The 14,309-nt window shown below is 48.3% G+C and carries 16 protein-coding genes and 1 pseudogene; 11 read left to right on the plus strand and 6 right to left on the minus strand.

The genetic code is table 11. The annotated features are described in order from the left end of the window. Positions 1 to 37: 37 nt before the first annotated feature. The gene (gene asnB / locus HRH59_RS02995) at positions 38 to 1,702 is read right to left on the minus strand and encodes an asparagine synthase B (protein WP_173499783.1); all 1,665 of its coding nucleotides are present in this window, start codon (positions 1,700 to 1,702) and stop codon (positions 38 to 40) included. Positions 1,703 to 1,854: 152 nt separating this feature from the next. Between asnB and HRH59_RS03000 the strand changes: the two genes are divergently transcribed. The 6 genes from HRH59_RS03000 (at position 1,855) to HRH59_RS03025 (ending at position 6,991) form a co-directional block, all read left to right on the plus strand. After that, positions 1,855 to 2,673, plus strand: coding sequence for a DUF3025 domain-containing protein (locus HRH59_RS03000; protein WP_173499784.1), 819 nt, complete (start codon positions 1,855 to 1,857; stop codon positions 2,671 to 2,673). A gap of 24 nt (positions 2,674 to 2,697) precedes the next feature. Further along, the gene (locus HRH59_RS03005) at positions 2,698 to 3,504 is read left to right on the plus strand and encodes an ABC transporter ATP-binding protein (RefSeq protein WP_173499785.1); all 807 of its coding nucleotides are present in this window, start codon (positions 2,698 to 2,700) and stop codon (positions 3,502 to 3,504) included. Further along, a complete protein-coding gene (locus tag HRH59_RS03010; protein ID WP_173499786.1) occupies positions 3,505 to 4,707 on the plus strand; it encodes an ABC transporter permease in 1,203 nt (400 codons plus the stop codon). A 141-nt stretch (positions 4,708 to 4,848) separates the two neighbouring features. Next, positions 4,849 to 5,055 carry a bacterioferritin-associated ferredoxin gene (locus HRH59_RS03015; RefSeq protein ID WP_173499787.1) on the plus strand — a complete coding sequence of 69 codons (207 nt, stop codon included), beginning with the start codon at positions 4,849 to 4,851 and terminating at the stop codon, positions 5,053 to 5,055. Positions 5,056 to 5,188: 133 nt separating this feature from the next. After that, a complete protein-coding gene (locus HRH59_RS03020; protein ID WP_173499788.1) occupies positions 5,189 to 6,079 on the plus strand; it encodes an aspartoacylase in 891 nt (296 codons plus the stop codon). A 153-nt stretch (positions 6,080 to 6,232) separates the two neighbouring features. Continuing rightward, positions 6,233 to 6,991, plus strand: coding sequence for a substrate-binding periplasmic protein (locus HRH59_RS03025; protein WP_173499789.1), 759 nt, complete (start codon positions 6,233 to 6,235; stop codon positions 6,989 to 6,991). Positions 6,992 to 7,034: 43 nt separating this feature from the next. Here the strand turns inward: HRH59_RS03025 and gloA are convergent, their stop codons facing one another. The 3 genes and pseudogenes from gloA to HRH59_RS03040 form a co-directional block, all read right to left on the minus strand. Then, positions 7,035 to 7,436, minus strand: coding sequence for a lactoylglutathione lyase (gene gloA / locus HRH59_RS03030; RefSeq protein ID WP_173499790.1), 402 nt, complete (start codon positions 7,434 to 7,436; stop codon positions 7,035 to 7,037). Positions 7,437 to 7,635: 199 nt separating this feature from the next. Further along, positions 7,636 to 7,935, minus strand: a pseudogene (locus HRH59_RS03035) (endonuclease III); the annotation flags it as partial. An 11-nt stretch (positions 7,936 to 7,946) separates the two neighbouring features. Then, entirely contained in the window at positions 7,947 to 8,570 is a 624-nt protein-coding gene (locus HRH59_RS03040) for a TetR/AcrR family transcriptional regulator (RefSeq protein ID WP_218573445.1), read from the minus strand. 78 nt (positions 8,571 to 8,648) lie between these two features. Here HRH59_RS03040 and HRH59_RS03045 point away from each other — a divergent pair, with 78 nt between their 5' ends. From HRH59_RS03045 to HRH59_RS03065, 5 genes are all read left to right on the plus strand, one after another. Beyond that, on the plus strand, positions 8,649 to 9,740 hold the full coding sequence (locus HRH59_RS03045) for an alkene reductase (RefSeq protein ID WP_173499791.1): 1,092 nt from the start codon (positions 8,649 to 8,651) through the stop codon (positions 9,738 to 9,740). A gap of 24 nt (positions 9,741 to 9,764) precedes the next feature. After that, positions 9,765 to 10,547: an SDR family NAD(P)-dependent oxidoreductase gene (locus HRH59_RS03050; RefSeq protein WP_173499792.1), complete on the plus strand. Its 783-nt coding sequence runs from the start codon at positions 9,765 to 9,767 to the stop codon at positions 10,545 to 10,547. A gap of 28 nt (positions 10,548 to 10,575) precedes the next feature. Then, complete coding sequence (locus HRH59_RS03055) at positions 10,576 to 11,403, plus strand: oxidoreductase (protein WP_173499793.1); 828 nt, start codon at positions 10,576 to 10,578, stop codon at positions 11,401 to 11,403. 77 nt (positions 11,404 to 11,480) lie between these two features. Further along, positions 11,481 to 11,768: a hypothetical protein gene (locus HRH59_RS03060; protein WP_218573446.1), complete on the plus strand. Its 288-nt coding sequence runs from the start codon at positions 11,481 to 11,483 to the stop codon at positions 11,766 to 11,768. Between the two features lie 68 nt (positions 11,769 to 11,836). Continuing rightward, positions 11,837 to 12,856, plus strand: coding sequence for an NADP-dependent oxidoreductase (locus HRH59_RS03065; protein ID WP_218573447.1), 1,020 nt, complete (start codon positions 11,837 to 11,839; stop codon positions 12,854 to 12,856). Between the two features lie 104 nt (positions 12,857 to 12,960). Here the strand turns inward: HRH59_RS03065 and nth are convergent, their stop codons facing one another. Continuing rightward, complete coding sequence (nth, locus tag HRH59_RS03070) at positions 12,961 to 13,593, minus strand: endonuclease III (protein ID WP_173499795.1); 633 nt, start codon at positions 13,591 to 13,593, stop codon at positions 12,961 to 12,963. A 5-nt stretch (positions 13,594 to 13,598) separates the two neighbouring features. Further along, entirely contained in the window at positions 13,599 to 14,294 is a 696-nt protein-coding gene (locus tag HRH59_RS03075) for an electron transport complex subunit E (protein ID WP_173499796.1), read from the minus strand. Positions 14,295 to 14,309 lie beyond the last annotated feature (15 nt).

Raw genomic sequence — 14,309 nt, forward strand, 5'->3', positions numbered from 1 at the left:
CACGCAATTGCGTGGCCTTTTTGTTTTAGCTTACAGCTTAATAGGCTTGAGTGTGCACATCGCGCACGGCACGGCCGGACGGATCGGTCATTTGTGCCATTTTAGCATCCCAGGCTAATGCTTCAGGAGTAGAGCAGGCGACTGACTTACCCCCCGGTACACAGGCGATAGCGCCGGCGTGCGGGAAGTGCTCTTCAAAAATAACCCGGTAGTAATAGGCCTCTTTGCTGTCCGGCGTGTTCACCGGAAAGCGGAAGCTGGCAGTAGCCATTTGTTGATCGGTCACTTCTTTTTCCGCATGGGCTTTTAAGCTGTCAATCCAGCTGTAACCCACACCGTCAGAGAACTGTTCTTTTTGACGCCACAATATTTCATTCGGTAACAAGCCATCAAATGCCTGACGCAGAATATGTTTTTCCATTTTGCCACCACCGCACATTTTTGCCTGTGGGTTTAAGCGCATGGCCACATCCATAAAGTCTTTGTCGAGGAAGGGCACGCGGGCTTCAATGCCCCAGGCCGACATGGCTTTGTTGGCACGGTTGCAGTCGAACATATGCAGCCGGTCTAACTTGCGTAAGGTTTCTTCATGGAACTCGTTGGCGTTGGGTGCTTTATGGAAATACAGATAGCCGCCAAACAGCTCATCAGAACCTTCACCCGACAGTACCATTTTAATGCCGGTAGCCTTAATTTTACGCGCCATCAGATACATCGGCGTAGAGGCCCGAATGGTGGTGACATCGTAAGTCTCAAGGAAATACACCACATCACGCAGCGCGTCCAGGCCTTCCTGCACAGTAAAGTGTACCGTGTGGTGCACTGTCCCTATGGCATCGGCTACTTTTTGCGCGGCAAGTAAATCCGGCGAACCGGCAAGCCCCACAGCAAAAGAGTGTAAACGCGGCCACCAGGCTTCAGACTCGTCATTATCTTCTACGCGGCGTTTGGCAAATTGCTGTGCAATAGCCGAAATAAGCGAAGAGTCCAGGCCGCCGGACAGTAAGACTCCGTAGGGTACGTCTGACATTAAGTGACTTTTCACGCTGTGCTCCAGCGCGGCTTTTAACTCAGTTAAACTGGCCGGGTTATCTTTTACCGCTTCATAGCTTTGCCAGTCACGCTGATAATATTTACGCAGCTCGCCTATTTTGCTGTCGAAGTAGTGACCCGGCGGAAACTCTTTAATTTGTTTGCACACCGGTACTAAAGCTTTTAACTCCGACGCGACAAACAGCTGGCCGTGTTCGTCGTAACCGTAGTACAGCGGAATAATACCGATATGGTCGCGGGCAATCAGGTAGCGATTTTGCTCAGCGTCATACAAAATAAAGGCAAACATGCCCTGCAGCTGATCAATAAAGTCAGCGCCATGCTCCAGATATAGCGGTAATATCACTTCACAGTCTGACTTGGTTTTGAATGGGTAAGGGCTTGCCAGCTGCTTTTCGAGCTGCTTGTGATTGTAGATCTCACCATTCACTGCCAGAATGTGATTTCGATTATCATTAATCAGAGGCTGGGCACCATTTTCAGTATCTACAATCGCCAGGCGCTCGTGCACTAAAATGGCATTGTCGTTATTCCACACGCCAGACCAGTCTGGCCCGCGGTGACGTAATAACTTGGATAACTGTAGCGCCTGCTGGCGCAAGGCTTTAACATCAGTTTTGATGTCAAGCACCCCGAATATCGAACACATGATAACCTCTATTAATTAGTTTTGGCAGTATGTACGTCTAAACGCACCCCCTGAATGTGCCATGCCATGCTAAAATTGCAAGCGCTTTTTCGCGCTTTTTGTAAGTAATTCATGCTGAGGGTTTTCAGCAACTGCAACAAATAAGACTGCTTATGCAAAAAACTGAAGTAAAAATCCGCTTTATGCCTCCTGCAGATTGGGACAGCGCGCTGCTGCAAACTAACCCGATATTTGCTGATCTCTGTAAGCACTTCATTATTGAGCAGTTGGCACACTACCCCGATATTGATTGGCTTAATCAGTACAGAGCGCAATCTGGCGTATGTTTTGTTGATAATGACGCGCTTAGTAGCGATGGCCGTTATTATGAGGAATATATTTATGCCACCAGGAGCATACCTACCCGCAAAGACAACTGGCACGACTTTTTTGGTGCGCTGATCTGGTGTTTATTTCCGAAAACCAAGGCGCTGCTAAATCAGCTACATATGGCAGAAATTGCTCTGCATGGTTTAAAGCAGCGCAGTAAATTACGTAATAAACTCACCTTGTTTGATGAGTGTGGTGTAGTGATTTGCCTGGAACCTAAAGCCAGCCAGCATGCTGACCTGCTGCGCCAACACCAATGGCAGCAGAGTTTTGTCACAAATCGCAGCGACTGGTGGCAGGGTATAAGGCCAATGATATTTGGCCATGCTATTTACGAGATGGCCACATTGCCTTTTATCGGCTTAACCGCTAAAACGATATTTATTAAAGTGCCGGATGGTTTTAGCCGCTGGCCTTTAACAGCTGCTTACAGTTTTGTTGATGATAAATTGCATGAACAAATTGCTAACGAAGCAGTACTTCTTGATAATCAACAGCTAACGCCTTTGCCATTACTGGGCGTTCCGGGCTGGTATAACGACAATGAAAGCACCGGTTTTTATCACAATACTGACTACTTCCGGCCGCAGCGCAGCACTTAGCGGCTTTAACAACAGGATGGTTGCATGATTGATATTCAGGATTTAGCCAAAGCCTTTGTGCTTAGTAAAAGCAACAAGTTATCAGATACTGAAAAACAAGATGTACGTTACAGCAAAGACGCCTTTCACTCAGTGCGTAATGTCAGTTTCAGCTGCGGCAGCGGTGAGGTGTTGGGATTGTTGGGGCCAAACGGCGCCGGTAAAACTACTACCTTACGTATGCTGTCTACGGCGCTGAAACCTGATGCCGGCTCTGTGCTGTTAAACGGCGTCGATGTACTGAAACAACCGGTAAAAGCGCGGCAGCAAATTGGCTTTTTGTCGGCGGATACCGGTTTATACGGTAAGTTAACGGCGTTTGAAAATATCGCCTATTTCGGCCGTTTGCACGGTATGAGCGAAAGCGCATTAAAGCAGCGCATCGATGAGTTGTTTACGTTGTTAAATATGCATGATTTTGCTAACCGTCGGGCTGACAATATGTCTACCGGCATGAAACAAAAAACTGCTATTGCCCGTGCCGTAGTGCACAGCCCGAAAGTGGTTATTCTGGATGAACCCACAACAGGGCTGGATATTATGACGGTGCAAACGGTACTGGATTTTATTAAAGGCTTAAAAGCAGCCGGTACGCCGGTAATTTTTTCTACCCACCATTTAGATGAAGTGGCCTCCTTGTGTGACCGGGTGGTAGTGATTGATAAAGGTATCAGCGCCTTTTCCGGCGATATTCAGCAGTTTAAAGCTTTGTCCGGCAGCGGTGATTTACGCGAAGCGTTTTTATCGGTGTTACAGGGCAGTGTCAGCACACAACAGCAAGGAGCAGCATAAATGTGGCAGGTTTATTTTAAAGAACTTACTGAACTGATGCGTGATAAAAAAACGCTGATCTTTGTGATTTTGCTGCCGATCTTTATCTTTCCGGTGATCTTTGGCGTAATGGGCCTGGTGTTGTCCAGCACCACCAACAAAGCCATGCAAGAGCAGCACCGCTATGTAATTATTAACGCGCAGCAAGCACCGGAGTTTGCCGATGCCTTGTTTTATCACAAAAATTTTAAACAGCTAACGACAGACAAAACCACAGAAGCCGAGCTGGTAGACGCTATCCGCAACGACGAATTTGATGTGGCAATAGTAGTACCGGCAGACTTTTCTGCTAAGCGCCAGCTGGTTGAGCAAGCGCAGTGGCAGGTTATTTATAACCAGTCATCACAATTTGATTTTATGTACCGTTACTTTACCGACCTGCTGGCCGATTTTAATGAACAGCTGCAACGTGACACCTTAACGCAGTTAAATGTCGACCCGGCAAAGCTGGCGGCCATTATAAAACCGGTTGATGTGCAAAAAGTGGATACCGCGGCGAAGCGGGAGAATATCGGTGAAAAATTCGGTGCTGTTATCGCTTATATTTTAATTCCGCTATGTTTGCTCGGCGCGTCTTACCCCGCCATTGATATGGGCGCCGGTGAAAAAGAGCGTGGCACGCTGGAAACCTTACTGATTTGTCCGATAAGCCGTGTCAGCATAGTGTTGGGTAAGTTTTTAACGGTACTGACCACCGGCCTGGTCGGGGCGTTGATCACTGTGGGCAGCTTCGGGATTTGGGGGGCTATTATCGGCTCTTTTGGTGGGATGGCCGTGGTGCAGGAGGCGATGTCTGCCATTGCGATTACTGAGCTGCTGTTGATTTTCTCGCTGCTACTGCCCATTTCCGCAGTATTTGCTGCGTTGTTGCTGGCCATCTCTATCTACGCCCGCACCTTTAAAGAGGCGCAAAACTATATCAGTCCGTTGTCGATTATGATTTTTTTGCCGCTGGTTGCCGCGATGATGCCGGGTGTTGAGTTAAACGGTAAAACGGCGCTGGTACCTATTATGAACGTGGCATTGGCCATTAAAGAGTTGATTAAAGGCACCGCCGATTACGCTATGCTGGCGCTGATCTTCGGCTCTACGCTGGTGCTGGCTGCTGTAGCTATCGGCTTTTGTGTACATTGGTTCCAACAGGAAAAAGTGCTGTTTCGTTAATTCAGTGAATCAGTTTTACATCAGTACAACGCCAGCTTTATGCTGGCGTTGTTATTAGTAACGATTCAAGTTCACAAATACTATTGATAATGGTTCTTAATAATATTAAAATGCTCGCGTACTGTTATCCGGAGTGCTGTTATGTACGTGTGTTTATGCAAAGCTGTTACTGACAAAGCCATTAAACAAAAGGTGGCCGAAGGTGTATCGACTATGCGCGAACTGAAAATATGCACCGGTGTTGGCAGCCAATGTGGTAAATGTATCTGCCAGGCGCAACAAATTTTGCATAACGAATTAGTGCATATTTCAGACAACTCCTTAGAACTGGCGCAACCTGCAGCCTGATGTGCATTTATATGCTTATTTTTAGCATTTAAATTCTTAATCTATTCTTTTTCTTCAGCACACTGGTCATAATAACGCTCTTGATTTAGGCTAAGCACAGGCTTGGTATAACAGAGCGGTTATAGGCATAGTTATGGATAAAATAAAACAGGTTGCCATCGTCGGTGGCGTGCATGGCAATGAATTTTCGGGTATTTATTTAATCAAGCAATATCAGGCTAAACCAGATTTAGCCAGTCGCGCCAGCTTTAATACTGAACTGGTGTGGGCCAATCCCGAGGCGCATTATGCCAATAAGCGCTATCTGCACAGTGATTTAAACCGTCAGTTTAAAAATACCGATTTAGCCAACCCCCGGCTTGCCAATTACGAGCAAAGCCGCGCTAAAGTACTTAATGCCCAATTAGGCCCCAAAGGCGATGCTAAAACTGATTTGCTGATTGATTTACACAACACCACCAGTAATATGGGCGCCTGTTTAATTCTGACCCAAGCCGGCCCGTTTTATAATCAACTGGCGGCCTATGTAAAGATGATGATGCCCGAGGCGATTATCTCGCGTGATGAAGATCACTTTGCTGCAGAAGAGCACGCGCTGATGTGTACTGTCGGGCGTTATGGCGTGTTAGTTGAAGTTGGCCCACAACCGCAATCAGTGCTGCGCCAGGATGTATTAGAGCTGATGGACTGCATGACACAGCATATTCTCGACTTTGCTGAACTATATAACAGCAACAGCTTACCGGCGTTACCGAAACAAACCGAAGCCTTTCGTTATTTACACAGCATTAAACTGCCAATGAATGACAAAGGTGAGCGCCTCGGTATGGTGCATAAAAATGTGCAGGACAAAGACTACCAGCCGATAAATCCGGGCGACCCTATTTTTACTCTGTTTGACGGCACCGAGATTTACTATGACGGTGACACTACTGTATACCCAACCTTTATCAATGAGGCGGCGTACTACGATAATAATCTTGCCATGTCACTGAACGAAAAAGTCTGGATCACACTGGATTAATTTACCTTATGCTTTACAGCTAAGTTGTTGTTTTGGTTTTCTTTTAATGGTGTCTGTGTTATTAAACTGTTATGAAAGTTTAATGCTGTTAACCAATGGTGCTGAATGAAGTCTGCAAGACGATTTTTTTCAAACGCTGGCAAAGGTTTACTTGTGGCGTTGCTATCTGTAGCTTGTTATGCGCAGCAGCCGATACATTTTTTAACCGAGCACAATCCACCCGGCGAATACCTGAATGAAAAGGGCAAGGTAGCCGGTGTTACCACAGAGCTTATCAGCATTCTGCAACAACGGTTGGCTGAGCCCGGCAATATACACCTGATGCCGTGGGGCAGGGCACTTAGCATCGCCCGAACAACAAACAATACAGCGTTGTTTGAAACGGTGCGCACGCCTGAACGCGAGCATTGGTTTAAATGGGTTGGCCCGCTGAAGCATTATCAAATTTCGCTGTATGGCTTAGAAGAGCGGCTGGGTGAGCGACCGGATCTTAATGTGTTAGCACGGCATTACACTGCTTGCAGTTACCGCAATTCTGCTACGGTAGAAGAGATAAAGCGGCTGGGCTTTAGCGAAGGTAAAAACCTGATCTTAACCAGCAAATCCGGCGATTGCCTGGAAATGTTATTGTTGGGCAGGGTCGATTTAACGGCTGTTAATGAGCTGTCACTGCCTGAGTTTATCAGCGCAGTAGCCGCAGGAGGTAGCCAACTGGTATTAGTGAAATACCTGAGCGAACGTAAACGCTATCTGGCCTTTTCCCGTGATATTACTGATGAGCGTATTGCCCGCTGGCAGCAGGCATTAGAGCAAAGTTACCGTGATGGCACTATGCGTAAGTTATATCAGCCGGTGTATGCTGAAGCGATTATTCAGCGGCTGGAAGATTTTGCCGCTCAGCCTAAGTACTAAAGCCAGCTGACGCTGGCTTTATACTGGTGATGTAGCCGTAGTATTAAAGCGTGTCGTAACGCTCTTTTTTCTGAATAAGCTCTATGGCGTAGTTATCCGGGTCGCGCACAAAGGCGATTTCTGTAGTACCGCCTTTTACCGGGCCGGGTTCACGGCTAATTACACCACCTTTAGCGCGGATTTTATTGCAGGCCTCGTACACGTTTTCCACTTCCAAAGCGATATGGCCATAGGCATTGCCTAAATCGTAGCTATCGGTATCCCAGTTCCAGGTCAGCTCTAATACGGTATTTTCGCTTTCGTCGCCATAGCCGACAAACGCCAGCGTATATTTATACTCAGGGTTTTCTGACTGGCGCAGCAGCTTCATACCCAGCACTTCGGTATAAAAAGCGATGGATTTTTCCAGGTTACCCACGCGCAGCATGGTATGTAGCATTCTCATACAAACTCCTAATCAGTTTTGTCTTTCAACTCGCAGTGCAGGGGGCAATGGTAACATATTCTGCTGCCCCTGCAGGATAGCTCTGTACCAAAAGCCCATAAAACTGGCCTGTTCGTGTTAGCGGTATTTGTTGCTGCTGTTCTTATCATGAGTTTTGGAGTGACTATCGGTTCATCTTTGGGCAAGGTGTGAATCGTCACTATTCAGTCTTATCTTTAAACTCGCAAAGGTCTTCAATAATACAAGAACCACATTTAGGCTTGCGTGCTACGCAGGTGTAGCGGCCATACAATATCAGCCAGTGGTGAACGTCGAGTTTAAACTCGTCCGGCACTACTCTAAGTAATTTATGCTCGACCTCGTCGACATTTTTCCCGGGTGCCAGTTTAGTGCGGTTAGATACGCGGAATATATGCCTATCTACCGCTATAGTGGGCCAGCCCACTATAGCAGTGCGGTAGCGGTTCTTAACATATTTTCTTGACTTACATGGCAGCGACGAGTGCTTAACTATTGGTCATACTGACCAAGAATTTTAGTCCGGCAAACATCCAAAATTTCATCCGCTAAAGCTGAGTCATCCGGGCAAGCTCGTGACAACACTATAGCGCCGACAACCTGTGCAAAAGCAGCAATTCTGTTAGCTCTGGCTTGGTGCTGTTCAGTTTTGCTCAAGTCGGCATCTTTGTCTGCCAAAGTAGCCAGTTGATTTTCGATTCCAACTGCAAATGTCTGTTTGATCACTTCTGACTGACGTCCTGCATCTGCGCATAATGCAGCCATAGTGCAACCTTGGGCTGGCGTATCCCTATGCTCACGGGACAAGTACTGCTTTATAAAATCGGCGATATTAAGCTCAGTACTTTGTTCCGCCGACCTGGCAAAACTACACGCTGCGGCTTCAGCCATCAAGTCAGCCTTAGAGCCAAAGTGTTTGTAAAAGCCGCCGTGGGTAAAACCAGCAGCAGCCATTAACTCGGCGACTCCAACACCGTCATAACCGCGTTCGCGAAACAACATCGAGGCCGTCTCCACAATACGCTCACGGTTTTCCCGTGCCTGCGCCTTTGTCACTTTCATAGCTTTCGCACCTTCTGAAAAATCATCGCCGCAGTATACTTTGATTATGATCATAATCAAAGTGTTTGACATTTTAGATTATGAGTATCATCATAACGGCCATTACCAGCACCCAAATGGAAAACCCAGACCATGACTAACGCTCGTTTATTTCAACCCTACATGCTTGGTTCGCTCGAACTGGCCAATCGCATCGTGATGGCGCCACTGACACGTAATCGTGCCGGATCAGGCTTAGTACCAGGTGAGCTTGCCGCCACCTACTATGCACAGCGTGCATCAGCTGGCTTGTTGATTACTGAAGCAACGCAAATTTCGGCACAAGCTCAGGGCTACCAGGATACTCCGGGGATCTACACCCGGGCTCAGATCGATGCATGGCGTAAAGTAACAGACGCGGTGCATGCCGAAGGTGGAAAAATATTTGTGCAACTGTGGCACGTTGGCCGTATCTCTCATGTTGATTTACAGCCTGGTGGTGCAGCGCCTGTGGCTCCTTCAGCGATCCGCGCAGAGACAAAAACCTTTGTGAATAACGGTTTTCATGATGTCTCAGTGCCGCGAGCGCTGGAACTGGCAGAACTGCCTGGCATTATTGAAGATTTCCGTCAGGCAGCTGTCAATGCCATCACCGCAGGTTTTGATGGTGTTGAGATCCATGCCGCCAATGGCTACCTGTTGGAGCAATTCCTCAAAGACGGTGCTAACCAGCGCACTGACGCTTACGGTGGCTCAGTTGAAAACCGTGCCCGCCTGTTGCTGGAAGTGACTCGGGCCGTGATTAAAGCCATTGGAGCACAACGCACCGGCGTGCGTATTTCTCCTGTCTCACCGGCCAATGCAATTTCATGCACTAACCCGCAGCCACAATACGATTATGTTGCTGACCAACTCAGTGCTCTGGGTGTGGTGTATCTGCATGTTGTCGAAGGGGCAACAGGTGGTCCACGCGATATCGTACCTTTTAACTACGATTCACTACGCCAACGCTTCAAACAAACTTATATCGGCAATAACGGTTACAACGTCGGGCTGGCTGCAGCTCAGCTAGCTGAAGCTAAGGCCGACTTATTCGCCTTTGGCCGGCCATTTATCGCCAACCCTGATTTGATCGAGCGATTAAAAACCGGCGCCGCTTTAAATCCTCTGGACGCCACAACGCTGTATGGCGGGGGTGCCAAAGGATACACAGACTACCCAACACTGGCCGAAGCTGGCCTTTAACTAACTATTTGTGAGTAACATAACATGACAACATCTTCCGTTCTTATCACTGGCGCTTCTACTGGTATTGGCGCTGTCTACGCAGACCGCTTCGCCCGCCGTGGCCATGATCTTGTGCTGGTTGCCCGTGACCAGGCCAAGCTGGAGGCACTTGCAGCACGTTTACAACAAAACTACCGCATTCATGTGGATGTATTGCCGGCCGATCTGACAAAAGCCGGTGACCTTGCCAAGGTAGAAAAACGGCTACAAGACGATCCCCGCATCGATACTCTGATTAACAACGCTGGTATAGCGCAGTCTGGCGGTTTTATTCAGCAAACCTCAAGCAGCATCGATCAACTGATTGCACTGAATACCACAGCCTTAACACGGCTGGCGGCAGCTGTAGCGCCCCGATTGGTGCAAGCCGGGAAAGGTTCGATCGTCAACATTAGTTCAGTGGTGGGCCTGGCGCCTGAGTTCGGTATGTCGGTGTATGGTGCAACCAAAGCCTTTGTGCTGTTCTTGTCTCAGGGTATGAGTATGGAATTATCAGCAAAAGGCGTTTACGTTCAGGCTGTACTGCCCGCCGGAACTTATACCGAGATTTGGCAACGTGCCGGTATCGACATCAGTGATTTCTCCCAAATGATGCATGTCGATGAACTGGTTGATGCAGCACTGGTTGGCTTTGACCGTCGTGAAGGGGTAACCATACCGCCACTACACAAGGCTGAACGTTGGGATAACCTGGATGCAACACGCCAGGCGCTGCTGTCAGATATTAAACAAGCAGAAGCCGCTGAGCGCTACAAAACTGCTTAAGCAATCACGTATTAAAGGAATAGACCTTATGAAAACTAAAGCTGTAGCACTGGTTACTGGCGCATCCTCTGGCATAGGTGAAGCCTCGGCCAAAAAGTTACTGGCCGCTGGTTACACTGTGTATGGCACCAGCAGACGGGGTGGCAAAGCAGGCGAAGGGCTTTTCCCTATGCTGGCGCTTGATGTCACAGATGATGCTTCTGTTAAAGCAGCGGTTGCTGAATTGATACGACGGGAAGGTCGCATCGATTTGTTGGTAAATAACGCCGGTTTTGGCGTGGCACCGGCAGGCGCTGAAGAAAGCTCACTTGAACAGGCCAAGAGTATTTTTGACACCAATTTCTTCGGCATAGTCCGTATGACCCGTGCCGTTGTGCCTCATATGCGTCGCCAGGGCTGCGGCCGTATTATTAATCTGGGCTCGATCATCGGTCTGGTGCCTATGCCCTACGTGGCACTTTATGCCGCCAGCAAGCATGCGGTTGAAGGCTATTCAGAAGCGCTGGATCATGAATTACGCACTCGTGGTATCCGGGTTTCAGTGATCGAACCTGCCTTTACCAAAACTCAGTTTGAGGCCAATAACGTCGAGCCTGATGCCAAACTACCAGAGTATGACCAGATCCGCGCCAAGCTGGCTAAAGTGGTGGCGCAGGCGATGGAAGGCGGAGATAGCCCGGATGTAGTGGCAGAGGTTGTCGTTACAGCAGCTCAGGCAACTACGCCAAAAAGGCGCTATACCGCTGGCAAAGCTGCAGGTCAGCTCAGGTTTCTACGCCGGTTTGCGCCAACCTCAGTACTGGATAAAGGCCTGCGTAAAAATCTGCAACTTGATACCGTTGAAGACGGTGTATGACATTCCGGCACTTAGCAATACTCAGCTCAGTGCTGTTATTTGGTTTAGGTGCGGTATGGATATCCGCGCCTGAGCTAATGTTAACGCAATGGGGAGTGCAGTATTCAGATGGCGCTGTTTTAGTCAGTCGTCGTGCTGCCGCTTTTTACGCCGGCATAGCTCTGATGCTGCTGCTAGCCAGAAATGCCGAAGCATCCAAAGCGCGCTTTGCTTTGGCTAAAGGGGTGAGCCTGACCTGTTTAATATTGGCGACACTCGGAATTTTAGAATGGCAATCTGGCTCAGCCACAGCTCAAATTCTGGTCGCTGTAGTGCTTGAAGCTTTTTTAGCTGTAGCGTTTTTACTAAGTAACAAAGCTAAATAACAGGGCGAAATCAGCAATGGCCAGCTCAACCCATACCCGCTTAATCTATAGCTGTGGAGTATAAATAAATGACGAATCAAAGCATGCAAGCTTTTACCTTTAAGCGTTATGGCAAGTCGCCCGATGTCGGACTGGCCACGACTGCCCGCCCTGCGGCATTAAAAGCCAACGAAATTCTGGTACAGGTGCATGCTGCAGCCCTGAACCCTATTGATAATATGATCCTGACCGGTATGTTTAAACCGGTATTGCATTTTCAGTTGCCCGCCACTATAGGCAGCGATCTGGCTGGTGTGGTAACTGCAGTAGGCAGTCAGGTTACCCGTTTCAAAGTGGGTGATGCGGTATTTGCCAGCATTTTTGATACCGGCACTGGTGCTGTGGCCGAATATGCTGTGGTAGCTGAAAGTGCGGCAGCACTGAAACCTGCAAATCTGGATTTTGTGCAAGCTGCATCTATTCCTATGGTCGGCCTTACCTCATGGCAAGCCTTAAAAGAGCGGGCCGGAGTTAAACCCGGGCAGAAGGTATTTATTCCGGCCGGCTCAGGTGGTATCGGCACTTTTGCCATTCAGCTGGCAAAGTACTTTGGCGCGAAAGTAGCTACTACCACCAGCAGCAAAAACGTTGCATTAGTAAAAAGCCTCGGCGCCGACCAGGTGATTGACTATACCCAACAAGAATTCGACAAAGTGCTGCAGGATTACGATATGGTGCTTGGCACTATCAAGGGCGATGCGATTGAGAAATCAATCGGCATTCTCAAATCCGGAAGCAAAATTGTTTCTCTTGTCGGCCCGCTGGATAAAGCCTTTGCGCAAAGCAAGCGGTTGAACTTTGTGTTGAAATTTGTCTTTGGTTTGATGAGCCGTAAAATCATAGCGCAAGCGAAAAAACGTCAGGTCAGCTATGCATTTCTGTTTATGCGTCCTGATGGTGCTCAACTTACTGAAATCGGCAAACTGCTCGAAACTGAGCAAATTAAACCAGTGATCGACCAAGTGTTTGCATTTGAACAAGCAAAAGATGCACTGGCCTATCTGGCGCAAGGCCGGGCCAAAGGCAAGGTGGTGATAAAAATAGTATAAATATTTGTGCAGAGATTAAACGTATTCTCAGGTCAATATGTGACAACTATTGACCTGCTTTAAAGGCTGCATATATAGAGTATCGTAAGTTACCGGCAATGCCACTATTCAGTCTTCTCTTTGAACTCGCAAAGGTCTTCAATAATACAAGAACCACATTTAGGCTTGCGCGCTACGCAGGTGTAACGGCCGTGCAGGATTAGCCAGTGGTGCACGTCGAGTTTAAACTCCATTGGCACTACTTTAAGTAATTTATGTTCGACCTCGTCGACGTTTTTACCAGGTGCCAGTTTAGTACGGTTGGATACGCGGAAGATATGGGTATCGACCGCTATGGTGGGCCAGCCAAAGGCTGTATTAAGTACCACATTGGCGGTTTTGCGGCCCACGCCCGGCAGGGCTTCTAAGGCTTCGCGATTTTCAGGCACTTCACCGCCGTGTTGTTCAACCAGAATGCGGCAGGTTTTAATTACGTTTTCGGCTTTGGTATTAAACAGGCCAATGGTTTTAATATAGTGCTTTACGCCGTCAACGCCTAAATCCAGCATTTGCTGCGGCGTGCGGGCAACCGGGAAAAAGTGCTTAGTGGCCTTGTTTACACCAACATCGGTGGCTTGAGCGGATAGCAGTACAGCAATTAACAGCTCAAACGGCGAGCTGTATTCCAGCTCGGTAGTTGGGGTAGGGTTGGCTTCCCGCAGCCGGCTGAGGATTTCAATGCGTTTTTGTTTATTCATTATAGTTACTGTGCCGCACCGGTAACGCGGGCGCGGGCGATACTGCCTTTTTCAATAGCTTGTTTTTGTTTAAGTTTATTATCTATAACATTTTTCAGCGCGATTAACAGCCCCATACCAAGAAACGCACCCGGTGGCAGCATGGCGAGTAAAAAGTGGCTGTCGACACTGAACAGTTCAATGCGTAGTGCTTTGGCCCAGTCACCGAGTAATAAATCGGCACCGTCAAATAAGGTGCCCTGGCCAAGTATTTCCCGCATGGCGCCCAGCACCAGCAGCACCAGCATAAAACCCAGCCCCATCATAATGCCGTCAATGGCAGAGGGCAGTACAGCATTTTTTGAAGCAAAGGCTTCGGCGCGGCCGATAATGGCGCAGTTGGTAACAATTAACGGAATAAAAATACCCAGTGACAGATACAAGTCATAGGTGTAGGCGTTCATCAGCAATTCTACTGCGGTAACCAGGCTGGCAATAATTAACACAAACACCGGGATGCGTATTTCGTTGGCGACATGGTTGCGCACTAAGGATACCGCGACATTAGAACCCAGCAACACCAGTAGCGTAGCCGCACCCAGCCCCAGCGCATTGGTTACCGTAGCGGTTACCGCCAGCAGCGGACACAGGCCAAGTAATTGCACCAGCCCCGGGTTGTTTTTCCACAGGCCTTGTAAGGTTAAGTCTTTAAATTGGCTCATCAGCGTGTTGTACCT

Origin of the sequence: Rheinheimera lutimaris (assembly GCF_013283795.1) — a bacterium.
Lineage (GTDB): Bacteria > Pseudomonadota > Gammaproteobacteria > Enterobacterales > Alteromonadaceae > Alishewanella > Alishewanella lutimaris.

What these genes read in the sequence shown, in the direction of transcription:
- asnB (WP_173499783.1), bottom strand. Translation starts at nt 1,702, where the DNA reads ATGTGTTCGATATTCGGGGTGCTTGACATCAAAACTGATGTTAAAGCC.
- HRH59_RS03000 (WP_173499784.1), top strand. Translation starts at nt 1,855, where the DNA reads ATGCAAAAAACTGAAGTAAAAATCCGCTTTATGCCTCCTGCAGATTGG.
- HRH59_RS03005 (WP_173499785.1), top strand. Translation starts at nt 2,698, where the DNA reads ATGATTGATATTCAGGATTTAGCCAAAGCCTTTGTGCTTAGTAAAAGC.
- HRH59_RS03010 (WP_173499786.1), top strand. Translation starts at nt 3,505, where the DNA reads ATGTGGCAGGTTTATTTTAAAGAACTTACTGAACTGATGCGTGATAAA.
- HRH59_RS03015 (WP_173499787.1), top strand. Translation starts at nt 4,849, where the DNA reads ATGTACGTGTGTTTATGCAAAGCTGTTACTGACAAAGCCATTAAACAA.
- HRH59_RS03020 (WP_173499788.1), top strand. Translation starts at nt 5,189, where the DNA reads ATGGATAAAATAAAACAGGTTGCCATCGTCGGTGGCGTGCATGGCAAT.
- gloA (WP_173499790.1), bottom strand. Translation starts at nt 7,436, where the DNA reads ATGAGAATGCTACATACCATGCTGCGCGTGGGTAACCTGGAAAAATCC.
- HRH59_RS03040 (WP_218573445.1), bottom strand. Translation starts at nt 8,570, where the DNA reads ATGATCATAATCAAAGTATACTGCGGCGATGATTTTTCAGAAGGTGCG.
- HRH59_RS03045 (WP_173499791.1), top strand. Translation starts at nt 8,649, where the DNA reads ATGACTAACGCTCGTTTATTTCAACCCTACATGCTTGGTTCGCTCGAA.
- HRH59_RS03050 (WP_173499792.1), top strand. Translation starts at nt 9,765, where the DNA reads ATGACAACATCTTCCGTTCTTATCACTGGCGCTTCTACTGGTATTGGC.
- HRH59_RS03055 (WP_173499793.1), top strand. Translation starts at nt 10,576, where the DNA reads ATGAAAACTAAAGCTGTAGCACTGGTTACTGGCGCATCCTCTGGCATA.
- HRH59_RS03060 (WP_218573446.1), top strand. Translation starts at nt 11,481, where the DNA reads ATGTTAACGCAATGGGGAGTGCAGTATTCAGATGGCGCTGTTTTAGTC.
- HRH59_RS03065 (WP_218573447.1), top strand. Translation starts at nt 11,837, where the DNA reads ATGACGAATCAAAGCATGCAAGCTTTTACCTTTAAGCGTTATGGCAAG.
- nth (WP_173499795.1), bottom strand. Translation starts at nt 13,593, where the DNA reads ATGAATAAACAAAAACGCATTGAAATCCTCAGCCGGCTGCGGGAAGCC.
- HRH59_RS03075 (WP_173499796.1), bottom strand. Translation starts at nt 14,294, where the DNA reads ATGAGCCAATTTAAAGACTTAACCTTACAAGGCCTGTGGAAAAACAAC.